We start from the raw sequence: 22,758 nt of genomic DNA on the forward strand, positions 1-22,758 counted from the left end.
CAGAGCCAAAAATTGAATACACAACTGGGTATGGTGTCGCCGCTGGTGCTTTTATCGGGGATCAGCAAAAGTTTCGACGGTAAAATCGTCATCAACGATCTTAACCTGAGCATTAATAACGGTGAGTTTCTTACGCTGCTTGGCCCCTCCGGCTGTGGCAAAACGACCGTGTTGCGCCTTATCGCAGGATTAGAAAGCGTCGATAACGGCCAAATTCATCTTGAAAATCAGGACATCACCGATGTGCCTGCTGAAAACCGTCACGTTAACACCGTCTTCCAGAGCTATGCCCTTTTCCCGCACATGACCGTGTTCGAAAACGTGGCGTTCGGCCTGCGCATGCAAAAAACGCCAAACGAGCAGATTACCCCACGCGTCAACGATGCGCTGCGCATGGTTCAGCTAGACGAATTCGCCCAACGCAAACCCCATCAGCTCTCCGGCGGCCAGCAGCAGCGCGTGGCTATCGCTCGTGCGGTGGTGAATAAACCACGTCTTCTGCTGCTGGATGAATCCCTCTCCGCGCTGGATTACAAGCTGCGCAAACAGATGCAAAACGAACTCAAAGCGCTACAGCGCAAGCTTGGCATCACCTTTGTGTTTGTCACGCACGATCAGGAAGAAGCGCTGACCATGTCGGATCGGATCGTGGTGATGCGCGACGGCAAAATCGAGCAGGACGGCACCCCGCGTGAAATTTACGAAGAGCCTAAAAACCTGTTTGTCGCCAGTTTTATTGGTGAGATCAATATCTTTGATGCGACCGTCATTGAGCGTCTGGATGAGCAACGCGTCCGCGCCAACGTAGAAGGCCTCGCGTGCAATATCACCGTCAACTTCCCGGTGGAGAAAGGCCAGAAGCTGAACGTCATGTTGCGCCCGGAAGATCTGCGCGTAGATGAAATTCATGACAGCACTGACGTCGAAGGGCTTATCGGTTATATCCGCGAGCGCAACTACAAAGGCATGACGCTGGAATCGGTGGTTGAACTGGAAAGCGGCAAAATGGTGTTCGTCAGTGAATTCTTCAACGAAGACGATCCGGACTTTGACCACCCGCTCGATCAAAAAATGGTCGTGAACTGGGTAGAAAGCTGGGAGGTCGTACTGGCTGATGAAGAACACAAGTAAATTCCAGAATGTGGTGATCGCCACGATCGTGGGCTGGCTTGTGTTGTTTGTATTTCTGCCCAACCTGATGATCATCGCCACCAGTTTTTTGACCCGCGACGACACCGATTTTGTCAAACTGGTCTTTACGCTGGATAACTACGCGCGCCTGCTGGACCCACTCTATTTTGAAGTGTTGCTCCACTCGCTCAATATGGCGGTCATTGCTACGCTTGCCTGCCTGGCGCTGGGCTATCCCTTCGCCTGGTTTCTGGCGCGTTTACCGCAAAAAGTGCGTCCGCTGCTGCTGTTTTTGCTGATAGTTCCCTTCTGGACCAACTCGCTGATCCGCATTTATGGTCTGAAAATATTCCTGAGCACCAAAGGCTATCTGAACGAGTTTTTGCTGTGGTTGGGCGTGATTGATACGCCGATTCGCATCATGTTTACGCCCAGCGCGGTGATCATTGGCCTGGTCTATATCTTGCTGCCGTTCATGGTTATGCCACTCTATTCCAGCATTGAGAAACTCGACAGACCGCTGCTGGAGGCTGCGAAAGATTTAGGTGCCAACAAGTTTCAGACATTTATTCGCATCATCCTTCCGCTGACGATGCCGGGCATTATCGCGGGCTGTTTGCTGGTGATGCTGCCTGCGATGGGGCTGTTTTATGTTTCTGATCTGATGGGTGGCGCGAAAAATCTGCTGATCGGTAACGTGATAAAAAGCCAGTTCCTGAATATTCGCGACTGGCCGTTCGGTTCCGCCACCAGTATCACGCTGACGGTGGTGATGGGGCTTATGCTGCTGGTTTACTGGCGCGCGTCCCGCTGGCTGAACAAAAAGGGAGATCTTGAATGACCAGTCGTCTGCTGCGCGGCGGTTTTATGACCGTCATTTACGCGTATCTCTACATCCCGATTATCATTTTGATCGTTAACTCATTTAACAGTTCGCGTTTCGGCATTAACTGGCAGGGCTTTACGACAAAATGGTACAGCCTGCTGATGAACAACGACAGCCTGTTGCAGGCGGCGCAACACTCCCTGACGATGGCGATCGTCTCCGCGACCTTTGCGACGCTGATCGGATCGCTTACCGCCGTGGCGCTGTATCGCTACCGTTTTCGCGGCAAGCCTTTCGTCAGCGGCATGTTATTTGTGGTGATGATGTCGCCCGATATCGTCATGGCTATTTCACTGCTGGTGCTGTTTATGCTGCTCGGCGTCCAGCTTGGGTTCTGGTCGCTGCTGTTTTCTCACATCACTTTTTGCCTGCCGTTTGTGGTGGTGACGGTGTACTCACGGCTCAAAGGCTTTGATGTGCGGATGCTCGAAGCGGCCAAAGATCTGGGCGCGAGCGAACTCACCATTCTGCGCAAAATCATTCTGCCGCTGGCAATGCCTGCGGTGGCCGCCGGGTGGCTGCTGAGCTTCACCCTGTCGATGGACGACGTGGTGGTCTCTTCATTCGTCACCGGGCCGGGGTATGAAATTCTGCCGTTGAAAATCTATTCCATGGTCAAAGTCGGCGTCTCGCCCGAGGTGAACGCGCTGGCAACCATTCTGCTACTGTTATCGCTGGTTCTGGTCATCGCCAGTCAGCTCATTGCTCGTGATAAAACCAGGAGCTTTAAGGCTCACCACTCAGGGGACGTTAAATGATGAAATGGTCACGCCACCTGCTCGCGGCAGGCGCACTTGCCATGAGCATGAGCGCTGCGCATGCGGACGACAGCAAAACGCTCTACTTCTATAACTGGACTGAATACGTGCCGCCAGGTCTGCTGGAACAGTTCACCAAAGAGACCGGCATCAAGGTTATCTATTCGACCTACGAATCGAACGAAACCATGTATGCCAAGCTCAAAACCTATAAAGACGGCGCTTACGATCTGGTGGTGCCGTCGACCTATTTCGTCGACAAAATGCGCAAAGAGGGCATGATCCAGAAGATCGATAAAACGAAGCTCACCAACTTCAATAACCTCGATCCGGAGATGCTCAACAAACCGTTCGACCCGAACAATGACTACTCCATCCCGTATATCTGGGGTGCAACGGCAATCGGCGTGAACAGCGATGAGATTGACCCCAAAACGGTGACAAGCTGGGCCGATCTCTGGAAACCGGAATACAAAGGCAGCCTGCTGTTGACCGACGACGCTCGCGAAGTGTTCCAGATGGCGCTGCGTAAACTGGGTTTTTCCGGTAATACGACTGACCCGAAAGAGATCGACGCGGCGTATAACGAGCTGAAAAAGCTGATGCCAAACGTGGCGGCGTTTAACTCCGACAACCCGGCAAACCCGTACATGGAAGGCGAAGTGAATCTGGGGATGGTGTGGAACGGGTCGGCGTACGTTGCGCGTCAAGCCGGGACGCCGCTGCAGGTGGTGTGGCCGAAAGAAGGCGGGATCTTCTGGATGGACAGCTTGTCGATTCCGGCAAACGCTAAAAACGTCGACGGGGCGATGAAGTTAATTAACTTCCTGCTGCGCCCGGACGTAGCAAAACAGGTGGCAGAAACCATTGGTTATCCGACGCCAAACCTTGCCGCTCGCAAACTGCTTAGCCCGGAAGTGGCAAACGATAAGTCACTGTATCCCGACGCGGTGACTATCAAAAAAGGCGAATGGCAGAATGATGTGGGCGACGCGAGCCGCCTTTATGAAGACTATTATCAGAAGCTGAAGGCGGGCCGCTGAGGTAGCCACATTTTCCCTCTCCCAACCGGGAGAGGGAATTGCGTGTTCATAACCCTTTCAGCAACTTCTCTACAAAATCGGGCACCACTGCGCTCGCCAGACCGTATTGTTTTTCTTCAAATTCGCTGCCAACCTGACTCGGTTCCAGATTAAGCTCAACCGTGTGCGCCCCGTGCAGTTTCGCCTCATGCACAAACCCAGCCGCGGGATAGACATGCCCGGACGTGCCGATGGCAATGAAAATATCGGCCATCGCCAGCGCACTGTAGATATCGTCCATCCCCAACGGCATTTCGCCGAACCACACCACATGCGGGCGCAGCGGTGACGGGAACTGGCAGCAGTGACACTTGTCATCCGGCGTGATATCACCGGTCCAGTCAAGCACCTGCCCGCTCCACGCACAGCGGACTTTCAGCAGTTCACCGTGCATATGGATAATGTTGCGGTTACCGGCGCGCTCATGCAGGTTGTCGATATTCTGCGTGACCAACAGAAAACGATCGCCCAGCTCCTGCTCCAGTTTTGCCAGCGCCAAATGTGCCGCGTTTGGTGCAATCTCGGGCGACTGTAACTGACGGCGGCGAGCGTTATAAAACGCCTGCACCAGCGCGGGGTCGCGCGCGAAACCTTCCGGCGTCGCGACGTCTTCCACGCGGTGCTCTTCCCACAAACCGTCTGCAGCACGGAAAGTACGAATGCCGGACTCAGCGGAGATACCCGCGCCGGTCAGCACGACCACTCTTGGTTTTTCCATTCCTTCAGGCATCACTCTGTCTCTGAAAAAAATTCGCTGGCGTAAGCGCTCACGCAAGCGACGTTTAGTTTTGCGAAAACGGGTGAGTCGATGTGACCGGCGCGACAGCATAATAACCTCGTATAACTAGCGGGTGAGATGAAGGAACGCCGCACCGCGCATTCCCCCGGCGTCGCCATGACGCGCACGTTCAATACGTGGCACACGAGCCACCGGCAACAAATGCCGCGGCAAACGCCCGGACAGCTGCTCGGTGATCGCCGAAAAGTTGGATAATCCACCGCCTATCACCAGCAAATCGGGATCGACAATCGTCATAATATTGCCTAAACACACCGCCAGCAGATCCAGATAGCGCTCAACGTGTTCCCGCGCCTGTTCATCCCCCTGCTCCCACAGAGTGATGATTTCAGGAGCCTCAATTTTCTGATGATAGAAGTGTTCATATAGCCATGCAAACCCACGGCCCGAAAGATAATTCTCGATACACCCGTGTTGCCCGCAACCGCAGCGCGTTAGCGGGAAATCGCGCCCCACCACTTCCAGCGCATCCACCGGCAGGCGAATGTGACCAAACTCGCCGGTAATATAGCTGCGACCAGTAATCGGTTTGCCATCAACAATAATGCCACCGCCCACACCCGTGCCCAGGATCAATCCCATTACCAATGGATACGCGCGGAACTCATCGTCCCAGGCTTCTGAAAGGGCAAAACAGTTAGCGTCGTTGTCGAGCCGGACGTCTCGATCGAGAAGTGCAGACAGGTCGGCGCGCAGCGGTTTACCGCTGGCGGCAGGCACGTTGGCGGCATAAAGCGTGCCGTCATCGGTTTCTGGCATACCGGGAATGCCGATGCCAACCGAGCCCTTCACGCCAAAGCGGGTATCCGCTTGCGCCACCAGCGTGGCAATGGCAGTTAAAAATTCATCGTAGCTTTCGCGCGGTGTGGGAACGCGGGTTTCCCACTGCAATTTGAGATGTTCATCAAACACGCCGAGCGCAATTTTGGTGCCGCCAATATCAAATCCATAATACATAACGCATTCCTCTTTTGATCTGGCGGCAAAGCTCACCCGATCATGACAAATTACTGGCCACTTAATACCCTCGCCGGATCAATTCGGCTTGCGCGACGCGCCGGATACCAGCTTGCCAGCAGACTCAGTAAAAGTGCTGTAACCAGCACATAAATAACGTCCAGCCAATGCAATTCAGAAGGCAGGAAGTCAATAAAATAGATGTCGCCTGACAGGAACTGGTGTCCGATCAGCTTTTCGATGCCGTTGATAATCGGCGTCAGCTGTAGCGAAACGACCACACCAATCACCACGCCGCAAAGGCTACCAAACAGGCCCGCGAGCAGACCGTACCAGACGAAAATAGCGCGAATAAGACCGTCTTTTGCCCCCAGCGTACGCAGCACTGCGATATCGCTGCTCTTGTCTTTCACCGCCATCACCAGAGTGGACACGATGTTGAAGCAGGCAACGCCAATCACCAGCACCATCGCCAGATACATAATGGCGCGGATCATCTGGATATCGCGGTACATATAGCCGTAAGTGCCTATCCAGCTCTTGATGTAAACGTAGTTATTGGTGACGCCACCGGCATCGCGCACCAGTTTATTAGCGTTAAATACATCATTCACTTTGATGGCGATACCCGTCACGCTGTCGCCCATATCCAGATATTGACGCGCGTCATCCAGAGGCACCATGGCGAAACTGTGATCGAGCTGACCGCTCAACTGTAAAATACCGGTCACATGCAAACGCACACGTTTGGGCTGCTGGAGCTTATGGTCGGCGCTGGCGTTCGGGATCATGATTGACACCCAGTCGCCTTGCTTCACCTTCAGCGCATCGGCAACACCTTTACCGATAATGATTTGCTGATCGCCCGCCTTAAAGCCCGCCCATGCGCCGTTTTGCACAAACTGCGGCAACGCGCTCAGACGCTCTTCCTGCTGCGGATTCACGCCCTTGACCTGAATAGCGCGCAGGTTTGCCCCGCTCTCAACCAGTCCGGTGAAGTTGATGTAAGGCGCAGCGGCGGCAATGCCCGGCACTTTTTCAATTTTGGTCAGCGCGTCATTCCAGTTATTCCACGGCTGATTAACCGGCTCGATTTCACCGTGTGGAACGACGGCCAGAATGCGGTTATTAAGCTCACGCTCAAAGCCGTTCATCGCGCTTAAACCGACGATAAGCACCGCGACGCCCAAGGCAATGCCCACGGTAGAAATCACGGAAATCAACGACACCATGCCACCGCGACGGCCTCGGCTAAAGCGTAAACCGATCAGTAAGGATAACGACGACGCCATTACTCGGCTCCCATCAGGGTCATTTCCGTCGTCAGACGTCCGTCGCGCATCTCAAGCTGGCGACTCATCCGCCCTGCCAGTTGCAGGTCGTGCGTCACCACCAGAAATGCGGTGCCCTGCGACGCGTTCAGCTCGCCAAGCAGCTGGAAAATGCTGTCAGCATTACGCGCATCCAGGTTACCGGTCGGTTCATCGGCCAATACCAGACGCGGGTTATTGACCAGCGCACGGGCAATGGCGACGCGCTGACGTTCCCCGCCGGATAGCTCGGAAGGACGGTGATTCCCGCGGTGTGCAAGCCCCACGGCTTTCAGCATGTCGCTGGCGCGCGTGTTAATTTCAGCCGGTTTCTTTTTGCCAATCAGCAAAGGCATCGCGACGTTTTCCAGCGCGGTGAAGTCTGGTAGCAAATGGTGGAACTGATAGATAAAGCCCAGCTCACGGTTACGCAGATCGGCTTTCGCCGTCGAAGACATCGAACTCAACGGCGTACCGGAGAAAATCACATCGCCAGACGTCGGCGTATCCAGCCCGCCAAGCAGGTGCAGCAGCGTACTTTTGCCGGAGCCTGAGCTGCCAACAATCGCCATCATCTCGCCTTCGCCCACGCTGAAGCTGACTTCATGCAGCACGTCCGTCTGCACGTTGCCTTCCTGATAGCGTTTGGACAGGTTGTCGCATTGCAACAGGATCTTATTCATAACGTAAAGCCTCAGCGGGTTGAGTGGCGGCAGCGCGCCATGAAGGATAAAGCGTAGAAAGCAGCGCGATCGCCATAGCGACCAGCGCGATACCAACGACCTGCAACGGCTCGATAGCGACCGGCAGCGCCGCGCCGTCGAGCAGAATTCCGATAATCGGCATCAAATTATTTAACTGGCTGGCAAGCAGCGTCCCGAGCACCGCACCGAGCAGCGCACCGATAATCCCGGCACTCGCCCCCTGGACCATAAACACCGCCATAATCTGGCGCGGCGTTAGCCCTTGCGTTTGAAGAATCGCAACTTCGCCCTGTTTTTCCATCACCATCAGACCCAGCGAGGTGATGATATTAAACGCGGCGACGGCGACGATCAGGCTCAGCAGTAGCCCCATCATGTTCTTTTCCATGCGCACAGCCTGGAACAGCTCGCCTTTGCGCTCGCGCCAGTCCTGCCATTTGGTGCCTTCAGGTAATTTTTGCTCGCTCAGCACGTCCACTTTCAGCGGTTCGTTGAGCCACAGACGCCAGCCGGTGATGTTGCCCAGCGGATAACGCATCAGGCGCGACGCATCCTGAATGTTGACCAGCATCTGATAGCCATCGACTTCGCTGTTGGCGGCAAACGTGCCGATCACGTTGAACAAGCGTTGGCTTGGCAAGCGGCCCATCGGGGTAAACTGGCTGGCAGACGGCACCATCACGCGCAGCTGGTCGCCACGGTTGACGCCAAGCTGCCCGGCAAGCTGTTCGCCCAGAATCACGTTGTATTGACCCGGTGCCAGATCGGTCTGTTTGACGTTCACCAGATACGGCGTAAGCGGATCTTTTTGCGCCGGGTCGATGCCCAGCATCACGCCCACCGAGACGCTGCGCGCGCTTTGCAGCACCACATCGCCGGTCGTCAGCGGCGCAATACGATTCACGCCTTGCAGTTTCACCGCGCTTTCAGGTAACTGTTGCGGATTAATCGATCCGTTAGTCGAAGAGAGAACCGCCTGTGGCATCAGCCCCAGGATGTTGTTTTGCAGCTCGCGCTCGAAGCCATTCATTACGGAAAGTACCGTCACCAGCGCCATTACGCCAAGCGTAATGCCGATAGTGGAAAGCCAGGAGACAAAGCGACCGAAGCGGTCCGCGGCGCGCCCACGCATGTAACGTAAGCCTATGAAGAGTGCGACAGGTTGATACATGAAATCCGTCTGGTTGCTGATAGCAGACCCACGAGTATATAAGCGAATCCGTTAAGCGTAAATGACTGATACCGTAAGCTTTGGTAATGAATTTTCCGAAAAAACAAGAAAAATCAGAACGCTACTCGCAGATATGCACATCATTCCATCACCTTCACCCTCCACCTTTTCCGAAAATGACCCGGATACAGACTCTTACTGATTACATCCCCTGCCCGTTCGCCCAGGATCGACGTTTCGTTTATGGCAAAACAGGTATCCGTTACCGATGAAACAAAAAGCATTATGGATTAATCAGATAAAAGGATTGTGCATCTGTCTGGTCGTGATTTACCACTCGGTCATCACTTTTTACCCTCATCTCGACGGGCTGCAACATCCGCTCTCCGGCCTGCTCGCCAAATGCTGGGTCTACTTCAATCTCTATCTCGCGCCGTTTCGCATGCCGGTGTTTTTCTTTATTTCGGGTTATTTAATTCGCCGCTATATCGATGACGTTGGCTGGCGCACGAGCCTGGATAAAAGGATCTGGAGCATCGTCTGGGTGCTGGCCCTGTGGGGGATATTGCAATGGCAGGCGATAAGCCACATCAATGACTGGCTGGCGCCGGAGCGCGAGCTCTCGACGTCGTCCAACGCCGCCTACGCGGATTCGTTCGCCGGTTTTATTCGCGGCATGCTCACCGCCAGCACCAGTCTTTGGTATCTGTACGCGCTAATCGTCTACTTCACGCTGTGTAAAATGCTGAGCCGCTGGAAGCTGCCGATGCTCGCCCTGCTGGTGCTGGCAAGCGTGGCGATTAACTTCCTACCGCTGCCGTGGTGGGGAATGAACAGCGTGGTGCGCAATATGATCTACTACAGCCTGGGCGCATGGTATGGCGCGCAGCTGATGGCGTGGATGAAAGACATGACCATGCGTCGTTACTGGCTGCCCATTATGGCCTTTGGTGCCGTTTCGGTGGTGCTATGGTTTGCTAACGTTCCGCTGCTGCTTTCGTTGCTGTCGATTCTGCTGATCATGAAACTTTTCTACAGCCTTGAGCAGCGTTACGCCGTGCATCCCAATAATCTGCTGAATGTTGTCGGTTCAAACACGATTGCCATTTACGCTACGCATCGGATCCTGATTGAAATATTCAGCCTCGTGCTGATTGCCGAACTCAACGCCGCGTACTGGCCGGTGTGGGCAGAGCTGTCGCTTATTCTAGTGTATCCGTTTATCAGCCTGTTGGTGTGTACGCTGATTGGATTAGGTGCGCGCAAAGCCTCCAGCGCGCTGTTTGGTGATGTATTCTTCACGCCTCCGGCACGTCTCGCCCCCGCGCAACCCGCGCGCTAACGCCCTTCTGCCCCCTTCATCGGGGGCAAATTTTCGCTCTGTGCGGTTCCAGTTTGCTAATGTAAAACGATCAAGGATAATAAAGACATTGCGTATCAGTGATATGCCCCAATACTGTTGGTATATCCATAAGAGATCCTGAAAGAGCCATGCCTGAACAATATCGTTATTCCTTGCCCGGCAAAGCGGGCGACCAACGTCAGCTAGGTGAACTGACGGGTGCAGCCTGCGCCACGCTCGTGGCGGAGATCGCTGAGCGCCATGCGGGTCCGGTGGTCCTGGTAGCCCCGGATATGCAAAACGCATTGCGTCTGCACGACGAAATTCGCCAGTTTACCGACAGTCTGGTCTTTAACCTGGCCGACTGGGAAACGCTGCCTTACGACAGCTTCTCCCCGCACCAGGAGATCATCTCCTCGCGTCTGTCGACGCTGTATCAGTTGCCTACCATGCAGCGCGGCGTATTAATTGTCCCAGTGAATACGTTGATGCAGCGCGTGTGTCCGCACAGCTATCTGCACGGTCACGCGCTGGTGATGAAAAAAGGTGAACGGTTATCGCGCGACGCCCTGCGTTCGCAGCTGGATAGCGCCGGTTATCGCCATGTCGATCAGGTGATGGAGCACGGCGAATACGCCACGCGCGGTGCGCTGTTGGATCTGTATCCGATGGGCAGTGACCAGCCGTATCGCCTGGATTTCTTCGACGATGAAATCGACAGTCTGCGCGTGTTTGACGCCGATACCCAGCGCACGCTGGAGGAAGTCGATGCCATCAATTTACTGCCTGCGCATGAATTCCCAACGGATAAAACCGCCATCGAGCTGTTCCGCAGCCAGTGGCGCGACAAGTTTGATGTGAAGCGCGACGCCGAACATATTTACCAGCAGGTGAGCAAAGGCACGCTGCCTGCGGGGATTGAATACTGGCAGCCGCTGTTCTTTAGCGAGCCACTTCCCGCGCTGTTCAGCTATTTCCCGGCGAAAACGCTGATTGTGAACACCGGCGATCTGGAATCCAGTGCAACCCGTTTTGAAAACGAAACCCGTGCGCGATTCGAAAACCGTGGCGTTGATCCGATGCGCCCCCTGCTGCCACCGGAACAGCTTTGGCTACGCACCGACGCGCTGTTTTCAGAACTCAAAAAATGGCCGCGCGTGCAGCTCAAAACGGAAAATCTGCCTGAGAAAGCCGCCAATACCAATCTCGGATTCGAGAAACTGCCCGATCTTTCCGTTCAGGCGCAGCAAAAATCGCCGCTGGATAATCTGCGCAAGTTCCTGGAATCCTTCACCGGTCCGGTGATTTTCTCGGTCGAGAGTGAAGGCCGCCGTGAAGCGCTGGGCGAACTGCTCGCGCGAATCAAAGTGTCGCCAAAACGCATTTTACGCCTCGACGAAGCGACCGATGCCGGGCGCTACCTGATGATTGGTGCGGCTGAGCATGGATTCATCGACACGCTGAATAATCGCGCGCTGATTTGTGAAAGCGATCTGCTCGGCGAGCGCGTGGCGCGCCGTCGTCAGGACAGCCGTCGCACCATTAACCCGGATACGCTGATTCGCAACCTGGCGGAGCTGCACGTGGGCCAGCCGATCGTGCATCTCGAGCACGGCGTGGGGCGTTACGCGGGAATGACCACGCTGGAAACGGGCGGCATTACTGGCGAATACCTGATGCTCACCTATTCCGGCGATGCCAAACTCTATGTTCCGGTGTCTTCGCTGCATCTGATTAGCCGTTATGCGGGTGGTGCAGAAGAGAACGCCCCGCTGCACAGACTGGGCGGTGATGTCTGGGCGCGCGCGCGTCAGAAAGCTGCCGAAAAAGTCCGCGATGTGGCAGCAGAATTACTGGATATTTACGCCCAGCGTGCCGCGAAATCGGGCTACGCGTTCAAGCACGATAAAGAACAATATCAATTGTTCTGCGACAGTTTCCCGTTTGAAACCACGCCCGATCAAGCGCAGGCGATTAACGCCGTGCTGAGTGATATGTGCCAGCCGCTGGCGATGGATCGTCTGGTGTGCGGCGACGTGGGCTTCGGGAAAACCGAAGTCGCGATGCGCGCCACCTTCCTGGCGGTCGAAAATAACAAACAGGTCGCAGTGCTGGTGCCGACCACGCTGCTCGCCCAGCAGCACTACGACAACTTCCGCGATCGCTTCGCCAACTGGCCGGTGCGGATCGAGATGCTGTCACGTTTTCGCAGTGCCAAAGAGCAAACACAGATCCTGGAACAGGCCCGCGAAGGCAAAATCGATATCCTGATCGGCACCCATAAACTGCTGCAAAGCGACGTGAAGTGGAAAGATTTGGGCCTGCTGATCGTCGATGAAGAACACCGCTTCGGCGTGCGCCATAAAGAGCGCATCAAAGCGATGCGCGCGGACGTGGATATTCTGACCCTCACCGCGACGCCGATCCCGCGTACCCTGAATATGGCGATGAGCGGCATGCGCGATCTGTCGATTATCGCCACGCCACCGGCGCGTCGTCTGGCGGTGAAAACGTTTGTCCGCGAGTACGATAGCCTGGTGGTTCGCGAGGCTATTCTGCGTGAAGTGCTGCGTGGCGGGCAGGTTTATTATCTCTTTAACGATGTCGAAAACATTCAGAAAACCGCCGATAAACTGGCTGAACTGGTGCCGGAGGCCCGCATTGCCATCGGTCATGGGCAGATGCGCGAGCGCGAGCTGGAACGGGTGATGAACGATTTCCACCACCAGCGTTTTAACGTGCTGGTGTGTACCACGATTATTGAAACCGGCATCGACATTCCGACGGCGAACACCATCGTTATTGAACGTGCGGATCACTTCGGTCTGGCGCAGCTTCATCAGTTGCGCGGTCGCGTTGGGCGCTCGCATCATCAGGCCTACGCATGGCTGATGACCCCGCATCCGAAAGCGATGACCACCGATGCGCAAAAACGTCTTGAAGCCATCGCCTCGCTGGAAGATTTGGGAGCAGGTTTCGCGCTGGCGACACACGATCTCGAGATCCGTGGCGCAGGCGAATTGCTGGGTGAAGATCAGAGCGGATCCATGGAAACCATCGGTTTCTCGTTGTACATGGAGCTGCTGGAAAATGCCGTTGATGCGTTGAAAGCCGGACGCGAGCCGTCGCTTGAGGATCTCACGAGCCAGCAAACGGAGGTCGAACTGCGCATGCCATCCCTGTTGCCGGACGATTTTATCCCGGACGTCAACACGCGCCTGTCGTTCTATAAGCGAATTGCCAGCGCCAAAAAAGAGTCTGAGCTTGAAGAAATCAAGGTTGAGCTCATTGACCGCTTTGGTTTGCTGCCGGATCCGGCGCGTAACCTGCTCGACATCGCCCGACTGCGTCAGCAGGCGCAGAAGCTGGGTATCCGCAAGCTTGAAGGGAATGAGAAAGGCGGGACGGTTGAATTTGCTGAGAAAAACCATGTCGATCCGATGTGGCTGATCGGTTTGTTGCAGAAGCAACCACAGCATTTCCGCCTGGATGGCCCGACGCGTCTGAAGTTTATGCAGGAACTGGCCGACCGGAAAACCCGCATGGAATGGGTGCGCAACTTTATGCGTCAACTGGAAGAAAACACGGTAGCGTAGTGACGTTTATGCCCCGGTAACGCCAGTTATCGGGGCCTGATATTTACACAATCTTTGCAATCCCCCTGCGTTTCCCGACACATGCATTCGCCATAATTATCAATTAACTATTTCGCAACAATAGCCCTACTATTACTATGGATTTTGGTGATAATGATGACCTTGCGTTTAACTCGCTGGATAACCTTTTTTGCGCTGGCGGCGGCGGTGGCGATTGCCCTTCCCGCTCGCGCCAACACCTGGCCTTTACCGCCTGCCGGCAGCCGTTTGGTCGGTGAGAATAAATTTCACGTCGTGGAAAATGATGGTGGATCGCTTGAAGCGATTGCGAAAAAATATAACGTCGGCTTTCTGGCTTTGCTGCAGGCAAACCCAGGCGTTGATCCTTACGTGCCGCGCGCAGGCAGCGTGCTGACGATTCCGCTGCAAACGCTTTTGCCCGACGCGCCGCGTGAAGGGCTGGTGATCAACCTTGCGGAATTGCGCCTCTACTATTACCCGCCGGGTAAAAAAGAGGTGACGGTTTACCCGATCGGCATCGGTCAGTTAGGCGGCGATACCTTAACGCCAACCATGGTGACGACGGTGTCGGATAAACGCGCGAATCCAACCTGGACGCCGACGGCGAATATCCGTGCGCGCTATAAAGCACAGGGGATTGATTTGCCCGCTGTCGTGCCAGCAGGCCCCGACAATCCGATGGGCCATCATGCCATTCGTCTGGCGGCCTACGGCGGCGTCTATTTGCTGCACGGAACCAATGCTGATTTTGGGATTGGGATGCGCGTGAGCTCAGGCTGTATTCGCCTGCGCGATGGCGATATCGAAACCCTTTTCCGGGTGATTACGCCGGGGACGAAGGTCAATATTTTGAACACGCCGATTAAAGTGTCGGAAGAGCCGGGCGGAAAACGTCTGGTTGAAATCCACCAGCCGCTGTCAAAAAATATCGGTGACGATCCGCAAACGCTGCCGATTGTGCTGAACGCCGCTATGCAAACGTTCAAAGCCAGCGCCGATAGCGCGGTGATGGAAAGAGCGATGGAGATTCGCTCAGGAATGCCGGTGGATGTGACGCCACATCCCGGTATGACTCAGCAATCGCTTTAAAGAGCGAACAAAAAAAGGCCCCGCAGTGATGCGGGGCCTTTTTTATTGCAGTGGCAAATATGAGGGTTTCGCCAGGCTTATTTATAAATAACAGCAGTACCGTGCAGGGTGTTCGGGCCAGTCACTGACGTGATGCGGAAAGATTTCGCACCCATTTCTTCTGCTTTTTGCGCCAGTTGGTCTTCCAGTGAACCCAGGTTGGTCCCTGCGTTAGCAGAAATAGTGCCCACTTTTTGCTGGTCAACTGGAGTCGATTGCACTTCAACGGCCGCGAAGCTTGCGAAAGAGAGTGAGCTTAAGAAAGCAGCAGCAATCAGGGTTTTTACGTTTTTCATGATGAGTAGCCTTTAGCAGATGATTAGGAGGTCGTAAGTTAATTACTTAACGATCGATAGGTAAATGATAGATGTGATCTGCATCACACGTCAACACTATTTTATAATGATCGTTAAATTAATTTAAAACCTCATATTAATCATATTCATATGATTAATTTATTTTTATCAAATCAGTGCTGGTCGCCACTGGCTATTATTTTTATAATGGTCATTCAATAAACCAACCGAGGTACAACGGCTATGACAACCGACATCACGAGTTGCGCTAAAAAAAGCCGTGGCCGACCGAAGGTGTTCGACAGGGATGCGGCGCTTGATAAGGCCATGACACTTTTCTGGCAGCACGGCTATGAAGCCACGTCTTTATCCGATCTGGTCGAAGCCACTGGCGCGAAAGCCCCTACGCTGTACGCAGAATTTACGAATAAAGAAGGTCTGTTCCGTGCGGTGCTGGATCGCTATATCACCCGTTTTGCGGCCAAACATGAGGCACAGCTTTTCTGCGAAGAGAAGACGGTTGAACAGGCTTTAGAGGATTATTTCGCAACGGTGGCCGCATGCTTCACCAGCAAAGATACGCCAGCGGGTTGTTTTATGATCAACACTTCCGCCACGCTCGCGGCCTCCTCGAAAGAGATCGCCAATACCGTGAAGTCGCGCCATGCCATGCAGGAAGAGACGCTGGGTGCGTTTTTACGCCAACGTCAGGCGCGGGGCGAGATCCCCGCGCATTGTGATACGGCAGAATTGACTCAATTCCTGAGCTGTATTCTGCAGGGAATGTCGATCAGCGCACGTGAAGGCGCGGACATTGAAAAGCTGCAAAAAATCACTCATACCACGTTGCGGCTCTGGCCTGAGCTGCTCAAAAGCTGAATATATCGTCAGAAATCAGATTTGGCCTGTTGAACAATAGGTCAAATCTATCTCCAAAAACGCCTCGTTTGCTACGCTTAAATGGTGATTATTGTGCTGCTAATGATTAGCGGCCATTAAATGGAGAGTCGTTCACGTCATGAAGACGCTAATAACCGTAGCTATACCCTTTCCCAGCCGATGCGGCGGCACATTATTTTTGTCTATGACAAAGGCGCTTTCTGACTGTACACATGCGGAAGGAAAATAAAGATGATTTTGCTATTACCATTATTCAAAGTGCTAATAGTAATTACATTGTTATTTGGTCTGTGGATTGTATGTGGTGGTTCAGTGCTGTTTGCATTTATCTCAGTGCTGATTACAGGATTTTTGCTTCTGCGCCAGCATCATGAATTTGACCTTTAACAACTGTTTTTACAGCAAAAAAAGGCTCCTCAGCCTGAGCGCGTGAGGAGCCAAATTCAAAGAACTGCTTTTTTCACACCTTGTTATTCAAAACCAGCTGGCCATTGCCATCCAGTGGAATTTGGGTGCCGGGATCTTTATCCATTCGGATTTTGCCCTGCTGATCGCCAATCTTATAGGTCACATCGTAACCCAGCATTTTTTCTGACTTATCGTAGACAGTTTTACAACGCTGCTGCGTGGTGGTGTAGGTATCTCCGTCCTGCATCGCGCCCTGGACTTGATTCCCTGCATAACCGCCGCCTAATGCTCCGACGACCGTGGCAACATCTTTCCCGCGTCCCCCGCCAAACTGATGACCAATCACACCACCGGCAACAGCTCCCAGAACTGAACCTGCGATGCGGTTTTCATCCTGTACCGGACGACGATGAGTAACGGCCACGTTGCGGCACTCTTGACGAGGCGTTTTTACGGATTCTTTAATCGGTGTTGCTGAAACAACTTGTGCGTACTGCGGGCCACGCTCAAACACGTTAAGACTGGCAACCGCCGCCACGCCGAGCGCAGCAGCCACGCCAATCCCTATACCCGCCAACATTGATTTATTCACGGGACTTCCTCCTTTGTTGCTGTTAGTAACAATTTTGCAATCAAAGAAAGACTTCGCCAATCAGAATAAGGATCAAAAACAGAGGGGTTGAGCGACCAGGAATACGTTTCAGAGAACTCCTAGGCTCTCAGGGGGATATGACAGGACGATATGCTAAAAACCCCCTCCGGTGGGACCGAAGGGGGGTGAGATTAATGCAGCTTAAGACGGGGGCGAATCACGCGGTTAATGCTGCCCACCAGCATCATCAAGCCGGTTTTGAAATAACCGTGCAGCGCGACCTGATGCATGCGGTACAGCGAGATATACACGAAGCGCGCAATACGTCCTTCAACCATCATGGAGCCGCGCATCAGGTTACCCATCAGGCTGCCCACGGTTGAGAAGTTCGACAGGGAAACCAGCGAGCCATGGTCTTTGTAAACGTATGACTTCATGGCTTTGCCCTTCGTCTGCGCCAGGATGTTATGCAGCGCCAGGCTTGCCATCTGGTGAGCCGCCTGCGCACGCGGCGGTACAAATCCACCTTCAGGGCGGGCACAAGAGGCGCAGTCACCAATCGCAAAGATGTTCGGATCGCGCGTGGTTTGCAGCGTCGGTTCAACGACGAGCTGGTTGATGCGGTTCGTTTCCAGGCCACCAATCTCTTTCATAAAATCAGGCGCTTTGATACCCGCAGCCCAAACCATCAGATCCGCTTGAATGTATTCACCATCTTTGGTGTGCAGACCGCCAGCGTCAGCACTGGTGACCATGGTTTGCGTCAGAACACGCACGCCCATTTTGGTCAACTCGCTGTGCGCAGCGCCCGAAATACGCGGTGGCAATGCAGGCAGAATACGTTCGCCAGCTTCGACCAGCGTGACGTTCAGCGCATCATTGGTCAATCCTTTGTAACCATAGCTGTGCAGCTGTTTCACCGCATTGTGCAGTTCAGCAGACAGTTCAACGCCCGTCGCCCCGCCGCCCACAATGGCGATATTGACTTTGCCATTCGCGCCAAGGTTATTGGAGTATTTCAGGAACAGATTGAGCATTTCCTGGTGGAAACGACGCGCCTGATGCGGGTTGTCCAGGAAGATGCAGTGATCTTTCACACCCGGCGTATTGAAGTCGTTAGAGGTACTGCCCAGCGCCATCACCAGCGTGTCATAAGGCAGTTTGCGCTCAGGCACCAGCAGTTCACCTTTCTCATCACGCAGCTCAGCTAGAGTAATGGTTTTGCTCTCACGGTTGATATCCATCACCGAGCCCAATTGGAACTGGAAATCATGATTACGCGCGTGCGCCAGATAGCTTAGGGCATCCACACCTTCATCCAGTGAACCGGTTGCCACTTCGTGCAGCAGCGGTTTCCACAGATGGCTGTGGTTACGATCGACCAGCGTAATTTTGGCTTTTTTACCACGACCCAGCTTTTTACCGAGTTGTGTTGCCAGCTCCAGCCCACCTGCGCCGCCGCCTACAATCACTATCTTTTTCAATGGCGTAGTCAATGTGACCCCCTCAAATTATTAACCAATTGTTAATTAAAAGTTATAAAAATAACTCTTATTTAACAACAGGTTACAGCACTGAAACCATTCATCGGTATTGAGAATAACACGCAAGGCGCATTGGTCATACCAAAATTGATATGAATCAAGTTTTGCCGGTTTAAATTTGAACAATTGTAGCAAAGACAAAGCCCGGCAAGCTTGCGCCGCCGGGCCAGAGAATCTTCAGAAAGGGTTAACCCAGAGTCTTGAAGGCTTTGATACGCTGTAGATGCGGGGAGATGTTTTTGAATTTGTGGGTCTGCTCTTCATCCCACACAATTTCATAATAATGGTGCAAAAACTCTGCCGCGCGATGGCTGTTTAACGCCTCATCCTGTCGGGAGAGGATCGCAAGGCAGCGATCGCGGTTTTTCTCGCGGAAATTACTGACGCATTTTGTGGCGATATCCGCATACTCTTCAGGGCGGTCGATTTTACCTTCCATGTTCTCTTCAGGGAACAGATTCGGATTGAAGACGACCTGGCGAATATCGCAGAGAAAACCGATGCGTTCTGCCCAATAGCCGCCGAGACCGACACCACAAATCAGCGGGCGCTCGTCGACGTTGAGCTGCAGCATCTTGTCCACTTCTTTGAGCAAATGCTGCATGTCATGCTTCGGATGGCGCGTACTGTAGCTAATCAGCCGCACGTCCGGATCGATAAACTGCAGTTGCAGCACTTTCTCATGGTTACCAGGACTGTTCGAGTCAAAACCGTGCAAATAAATGATCATCGTTTCCTCGCCACACTACGTCTTCCGGGATGGTTATTGGCCCGCTTTGTGTGCCTGCCAGCGCTCATTGAGTGCTTCGAGCTGCGCATTCACCGCTTTCCAGCGAGCGCTGCTCATCAGCTCCTGACGGCTAAATGAACCTTTATGATACAATTGTGTAACACGTTCAGCATTGATCGGCGACAGGTTATCTAACACGCTCACCGCACCTTTACGATTATTGCAGACGAGGATCATATCGCAACCTGCATCCAGCGACGCTTGTCCGCGCTCCGCGTAGCTACCCATGATTGCCGCCCCTTCCATCGACAAATCGTCAGAGAAGATCACGCCGTTAAAACCCAGCTCTTTGCGCAGCACCGTTTGCAGCCAGTGCGATGAACCGCTGGCCGGGCGCGGATCGACATCACTGTAAATCACATGCGCTGGCATGATGGCATCGAGTTTGTTATCGGTAATCAGGGATCGGAACACCGACATATCTTTGGCGCGAATCTCCGCTTCCGGACGCGGATCGCGCGGGGTCTCTTTGTGCGAATCTGCGGTGACCGCACCGTGCCCAGGGAAATGCTTCCCGGTCGTTTTCATCCCGGCATCATGCATGCCGTCAATAAAGCGCGTCGCCATCGCCAGAGCGATATTCGGATCTTCATGATATGAACGCTCACCAATCGCGGCGCTGATATGACCCACATCCAGCACCGGCGCAAAGCTGATGTCGATGTCCATGGCAATCATTTCGCTCGCCATTAACCAGCCCGCGTCTTGTGCCAGATTGCCGCCCTCTTCTATTCCCATCAACGCAGCGAATGATTGCGCGGCAGGCAAGCGGGTAAATCCGTCACGAAAACGCTGCACGCGACCGCCTTCCTGATCTACTGCCACCACAAGGTGATTGCGCGATGCCGCGCGGATTTGGCGGACTAGTTCGCGCAACTGTTCTGGATCGTGATAGTTGCGGGTAAACAGAATCAAGCCACCCACCAGCGGATGCGCCAGAATCTCGCGCTCTTCCGCATCCAGTTCATACCCTTCGACATCCAACATTACTGGACCCACACGAACCTCTCTTATCCTTTAGTTTGTAACTGTCGCCAGGCATCATCTGCCAGCGCAATAAATGGTTTGTCGCCCGACTGGCTAAAGCGAAGTTCGTACCAGCCCGCCATCAGCATCAGTATCCAGGGCCGCCAGCGTTTCACCTGCTGCTCCAGCGCAGAGACGTGCATATTCGCTGTTTGCGCATAGGCTCGAATCAGCGCCAGCCGGGCATCTTCCGTGGGAGCCCAGACCGCTGCCAGCTCCAGCGCCACATCACCGTCACCGGCATACTCCCAGTCAATCAACCTTTCGCCCGTTCGGGTATGCACGATATTTCCGGCGTGAACATCCATATGCAATGGTGTCAACCGTAACGGCTGCGGTTCGCCGCACTTACGCAACCTCTTTAGCATTGCCAGCCAGAAAGGTGAATGCCTGCCAGGCGCCGCCTGCTGCCAGTAATAATCGAGCAGCGGCAAAAGCGATATACGCCAGCCCAGGCGCGGTTGACGATGCAGATGATACAGCATGCCCGCGAGCGTTGGTGCATCGGGAAGCGCTGATTTAATGTCACCCGCAAGATACTCAACGGCCATCCAGCCATGCTTGAAGAAGCATGGCTCCGGCACGACATCCGAGGGAAGCCGCTTCAGGGCACGATATTGACGACGAAATTGAAAAGCGGGCGCTGCCACATCATAATGCTGACGCAAAACCAGACGGTTTTCGCCCGCTTCGATAATGCAACTCGCGCCGCTAAACCCGGCGTGGGTTTGCGGCGCGATAAGGCGATACGGCGGGAAATAGCGCAAAATGAGGTCTTCGCGCGTGACGTTATTGTTGCGAAACGGCACCTTTACCTGACCAAATAATCTCACCTGTCTGAACCAGCATCAGCTGCATTTGCAGCGCTGGCGTATTCACGTTGCCAGTTGCGTTGGAATACAGAACATATTGAGCTCCAACGTTACGCGCGATACCTATTGCTTTGCTGCGCGAGCCCAGGCTGTCCTGTGGTGAAAGGCCCAGCTGCTGCTTCGCGACGGCCAGCTGCTGCGCGGACACCAGCGTAAATTTGCCGTTATTCGCCAGCGCATTGCGCAAGGTTTCGGTCGCTTCGCCCGCGTTGAGCGTGCCGTTGGTACGGTTATTCACGCTGTCCACCAGCAAGACGCTGCCTGCAGTTACACCCTGCGCCTGCAACATTTTGCCGACCATCGGCTGCATTGCGCCGTTCCAGTCATAATGACGTACGCGTGGCGCAGGCTGCGAGGTTTGATCAGGATGTTCGATCGGGCCTGGCTGCGCAGGCACTGTCGGTACGGACGGCACGGTCGGCACCGGCTGCGTCGGTTGCGCGGGCTGCTCAGTGCCCGGTTTGGCTTCATCGACCGGCGCGGGTTGCTGTTCTGTGCGGGTGATACAGCCCGACAGGAAGAGTGCAAAAGCGGTAACGAGCGCGTAACGGCTCAAATTTTTAATCAAGGTTTACCCCTTACAAATAAAGATACAGTCTGACCTTATGCGCACCCAGATAATTAGCGCTGCCATAAAGTGTAACAGAGGAATTTGCCGGAATAACGGCTATGCGCGGCGCTTCCAGCGGATGCATCTCCAGCCCTCTCACGTCATACCAGAAAAACCGGTAGTGGATGGTGACAGGCTCACGTCTTTCGTTATAGAGCGTGGAGGACGCCGACGGCTGGATTTCACTGAGCGTGAGCGACGGAGATTCTGCGGTGATTCCCGCAGCCAGTACCGACGACTCCATCACCAGCGTCTGTTCATCGCTGACCGGGATCGCGGGACGCGAGCTACAGCCCGCCAACACAATAGCCAATGCCAGAACAGCAATACGCCCTCTTTGCATGTCAAAGACCTTTATGCGCCAGCATCGATCCGAGCGGCCGACCGCCCAGCAGATGCATGTGAATATGATAAACTTCCTGCCCGCCATGACGATTACAGTTCATGATCAGACGGTAACCGTCTTCGGCAATGCCTTCCTGCTCAGCAATTTTCGCAGCTACCGTCAGCATACGGCCTAACGCCACTTCATGCTCGGTTTTCACGTCGTTGACGGTCGGAATCAGAATATTGGGAATAATAAGGATGTGTGTCGGTGCCTGTGGCGAAATGTCGCGGAAAGCCGTGACCAGTTCATCCTGATACACGATATCGGCCGGAATCTCGCGGCGGATAATTTTACTGAAAATGGTTTCTTCAGCCATGACGTTTTCCTTGTGTGTTTAGTCTGGTGTGGCAACCCCGGCAAGAGTCTTATGGCGACCTGTTGCTCTGTGGCACAACACAAGAGTATGAGCGACTTTCTCCTGTCCTTTCAACCTTATCCCTCGATTTC

Annotated in this window: 22 protein-coding genes; 8 read left to right on the plus strand and 14 right to left on the minus strand. The window is 54.0% G+C overall.

Translation table 11 applies throughout. The features are described from left to right. Positions 1 to 30 precede the first annotated feature (30 nt). Genes potA through potD form a run of 4 tightly spaced genes read left to right on the plus strand, consistent with a single transcriptional unit; the run spans position 31 to position 3,818 of the window. A complete protein-coding gene (gene potA, locus AC07RN_RS01730; protein ID WP_478335788.1) occupies positions 31 to 1,131 on the plus strand; it encodes a spermidine/putrescine ABC transporter ATP-binding protein PotA in 1,101 nt (366 codons plus the stop codon). Next, positions 1,115 to 1,972, plus strand: coding sequence for a spermidine/putrescine ABC transporter permease PotB (gene potB / locus AC07RN_RS01735; RefSeq protein ID WP_235135343.1), 858 nt, complete (start codon positions 1,115 to 1,117; stop codon positions 1,970 to 1,972). The genes potA and potB overlap by 17 nt, the downstream gene beginning before the upstream one ends. Beyond that, positions 1,969 to 2,775 (plus strand): spermidine/putrescine ABC transporter permease PotC, encoded by an 807-nt coding sequence (potC, locus tag AC07RN_RS01740; protein WP_478335423.1) that lies wholly within the window; start codon positions 1,969 to 1,971, stop codon positions 2,773 to 2,775. The genes potB and potC overlap by 4 nt, the downstream gene beginning before the upstream one ends. Next, the gene (gene potD / locus AC07RN_RS01745) at positions 2,772 to 3,818 is read left to right on the plus strand and encodes a spermidine/putrescine ABC transporter substrate-binding protein PotD (RefSeq protein WP_478335424.1); all 1,047 of its coding nucleotides are present in this window, start codon (positions 2,772 to 2,774) and stop codon (positions 3,816 to 3,818) included. The genes potC and potD overlap by 4 nt, the downstream gene beginning before the upstream one ends. Positions 3,819 to 3,864: 46 nt before the next feature. On the opposite strand, the gene cobB is transcribed toward potD, so the two are convergent. From cobB to lolC, 5 genes are read right to left on the minus strand one after another with little or no spacing between them, the layout of a single operon-like run. Beyond that, positions 3,865 to 4,686, minus strand: a complete 822-nt coding sequence (gene cobB / locus AC07RN_RS01750; protein ID WP_235135340.1) for a Sir2 family NAD+-dependent deacetylase — start codon at positions 4,684 to 4,686, stop codon at positions 3,865 to 3,867. A 15-nt stretch (positions 4,687 to 4,701) separates the two neighbouring features. Continuing rightward, positions 4,702 to 5,613, minus strand: coding sequence for an N-acetylglucosamine kinase (gene nagK, locus AC07RN_RS01755; RefSeq protein WP_478335425.1), 912 nt, complete (start codon positions 5,611 to 5,613; stop codon positions 4,702 to 4,704). Positions 5,614 to 5,663: 50 nt separating this feature from the next. Further along, positions 5,664 to 6,905, minus strand: a complete 1,242-nt coding sequence (gene lolE / locus AC07RN_RS01760) for a lipoprotein-releasing ABC transporter permease subunit LolE (protein WP_478335426.1) — start codon at positions 6,903 to 6,905, stop codon at positions 5,664 to 5,666. Next, positions 6,905 to 7,606, minus strand: a complete 702-nt coding sequence (lolD, locus tag AC07RN_RS01765) for a lipoprotein-releasing ABC transporter ATP-binding protein LolD (protein ID WP_012017027.1) — start codon at positions 7,604 to 7,606, stop codon at positions 6,905 to 6,907. Before lolD ends, lolE begins: the two co-directional genes overlap by 1 nt. Continuing rightward, entirely contained in the window at positions 7,599 to 8,798 is a 1,200-nt protein-coding gene (lolC, locus tag AC07RN_RS01770; RefSeq protein ID WP_449553480.1) for a lipoprotein-releasing ABC transporter permease subunit LolC, read from the minus strand. The genes lolD and lolC overlap by 8 nt, the downstream gene beginning before the upstream one ends. A gap of 268 nt (positions 8,799 to 9,066) precedes the next feature. Here lolC and AC07RN_RS01775 point away from each other — a divergent pair, with 268 nt between their 5' ends. From AC07RN_RS01775 to ldtC, 3 genes are all read left to right on the plus strand, one after another. Further along, the gene (locus tag AC07RN_RS01775) at positions 9,067 to 10,140 is read left to right on the plus strand and encodes an acyltransferase family protein (protein WP_478335427.1); all 1,074 of its coding nucleotides are present in this window, start codon (positions 9,067 to 9,069) and stop codon (positions 10,138 to 10,140) included. 149 nt (positions 10,141 to 10,289) lie between these two features. Continuing rightward, positions 10,290 to 13,736 (plus strand): transcription-repair coupling factor, encoded by a 3,447-nt coding sequence (gene mfd / locus AC07RN_RS01780; RefSeq protein WP_478335428.1) that lies wholly within the window; start codon positions 10,290 to 10,292, stop codon positions 13,734 to 13,736. 153 nt (positions 13,737 to 13,889) lie between these two features. Continuing rightward, positions 13,890 to 14,846 (plus strand): L,D-transpeptidase LdtC, encoded by a 957-nt coding sequence (gene ldtC, locus AC07RN_RS01785; RefSeq protein ID WP_419181524.1) that lies wholly within the window; start codon positions 13,890 to 13,892, stop codon positions 14,844 to 14,846. Between the two features lie 77 nt (positions 14,847 to 14,923). Here ldtC and bhsA read toward each other — a convergent pair whose 3' ends face one another. Continuing rightward, complete coding sequence (gene bhsA, locus AC07RN_RS01790) at positions 14,924 to 15,181, minus strand: multiple stress resistance protein BhsA (protein ID WP_012017022.1); 258 nt, start codon at positions 15,179 to 15,181, stop codon at positions 14,924 to 14,926. A 243-nt stretch (positions 15,182 to 15,424) separates the two neighbouring features. Between bhsA and comR the strand changes: the two genes are divergently transcribed. Beyond that, complete coding sequence (comR, locus tag AC07RN_RS01795) at positions 15,425 to 16,060, plus strand: TetR family copper-responsive transcriptional repressor ComR (RefSeq protein WP_235135336.1); 636 nt, start codon at positions 15,425 to 15,427, stop codon at positions 16,058 to 16,060. A 481-nt stretch (positions 16,061 to 16,541) separates the two neighbouring features. Here comR and AC07RN_RS01800 read toward each other — a convergent pair whose 3' ends face one another. From AC07RN_RS01800 to hinT, 8 genes are all read right to left on the minus strand, one after another. After that, positions 16,542 to 17,081, minus strand: coding sequence for a glycine zipper 2TM domain-containing protein (locus AC07RN_RS01800; RefSeq protein ID WP_041689373.1), 540 nt, complete (start codon positions 17,079 to 17,081; stop codon positions 16,542 to 16,544). A 191-nt stretch (positions 17,082 to 17,272) separates the two neighbouring features. Beyond that, the gene (locus AC07RN_RS01805) at positions 17,273 to 18,577 is read right to left on the minus strand and encodes an NAD(P)/FAD-dependent oxidoreductase (protein WP_449553483.1); all 1,305 of its coding nucleotides are present in this window, start codon (positions 18,575 to 18,577) and stop codon (positions 17,273 to 17,275) included. A 235-nt stretch (positions 18,578 to 18,812) separates the two neighbouring features. After that, positions 18,813 to 19,355, minus strand: a complete 543-nt coding sequence (gene ycfP, locus AC07RN_RS01810) for an alpha/beta hydrolase YcfP (RefSeq protein WP_012017018.1) — start codon at positions 19,353 to 19,355, stop codon at positions 18,813 to 18,815. 33 nt (positions 19,356 to 19,388) lie between these two features. Next, positions 19,389 to 20,414, minus strand: a complete 1,026-nt coding sequence (nagZ, locus tag AC07RN_RS01815; RefSeq protein ID WP_478335429.1) for a beta-N-acetylhexosaminidase — start codon at positions 20,412 to 20,414, stop codon at positions 19,389 to 19,391. Between the two features lie 11 nt (positions 20,415 to 20,425). Beyond that, a complete protein-coding gene (gene thiK / locus AC07RN_RS01820) occupies positions 20,426 to 21,250 on the minus strand; it encodes a thiamine kinase (RefSeq protein ID WP_478335430.1) in 825 nt (274 codons plus the stop codon). Continuing rightward, a complete protein-coding gene (gene lpoB / locus AC07RN_RS01825; RefSeq protein WP_478335789.1) occupies positions 21,231 to 21,878 on the minus strand; it encodes a penicillin-binding protein activator LpoB in 648 nt (215 codons plus the stop codon). Before lpoB ends, thiK begins: the two co-directional genes overlap by 20 nt. Positions 21,879 to 21,891: 13 nt before the next feature. Continuing rightward, entirely contained in the window at positions 21,892 to 22,266 is a 375-nt protein-coding gene (locus AC07RN_RS01830; RefSeq protein ID WP_478335431.1) for a YcfL family putative periplasmic lipoprotein, read from the minus strand. A gap of 1 nt (position 22,267) precedes the next feature. Continuing rightward, the gene (gene hinT / locus AC07RN_RS01835) at positions 22,268 to 22,627 is read right to left on the minus strand and encodes a purine nucleoside phosphoramidase (RefSeq protein WP_133630532.1); all 360 of its coding nucleotides are present in this window, start codon (positions 22,625 to 22,627) and stop codon (positions 22,268 to 22,270) included. Positions 22,628 to 22,758 lie beyond the last annotated feature (131 nt).

Source organism: Lelliottia sp. GFLA7 (genome assembly GCF_056490165.1).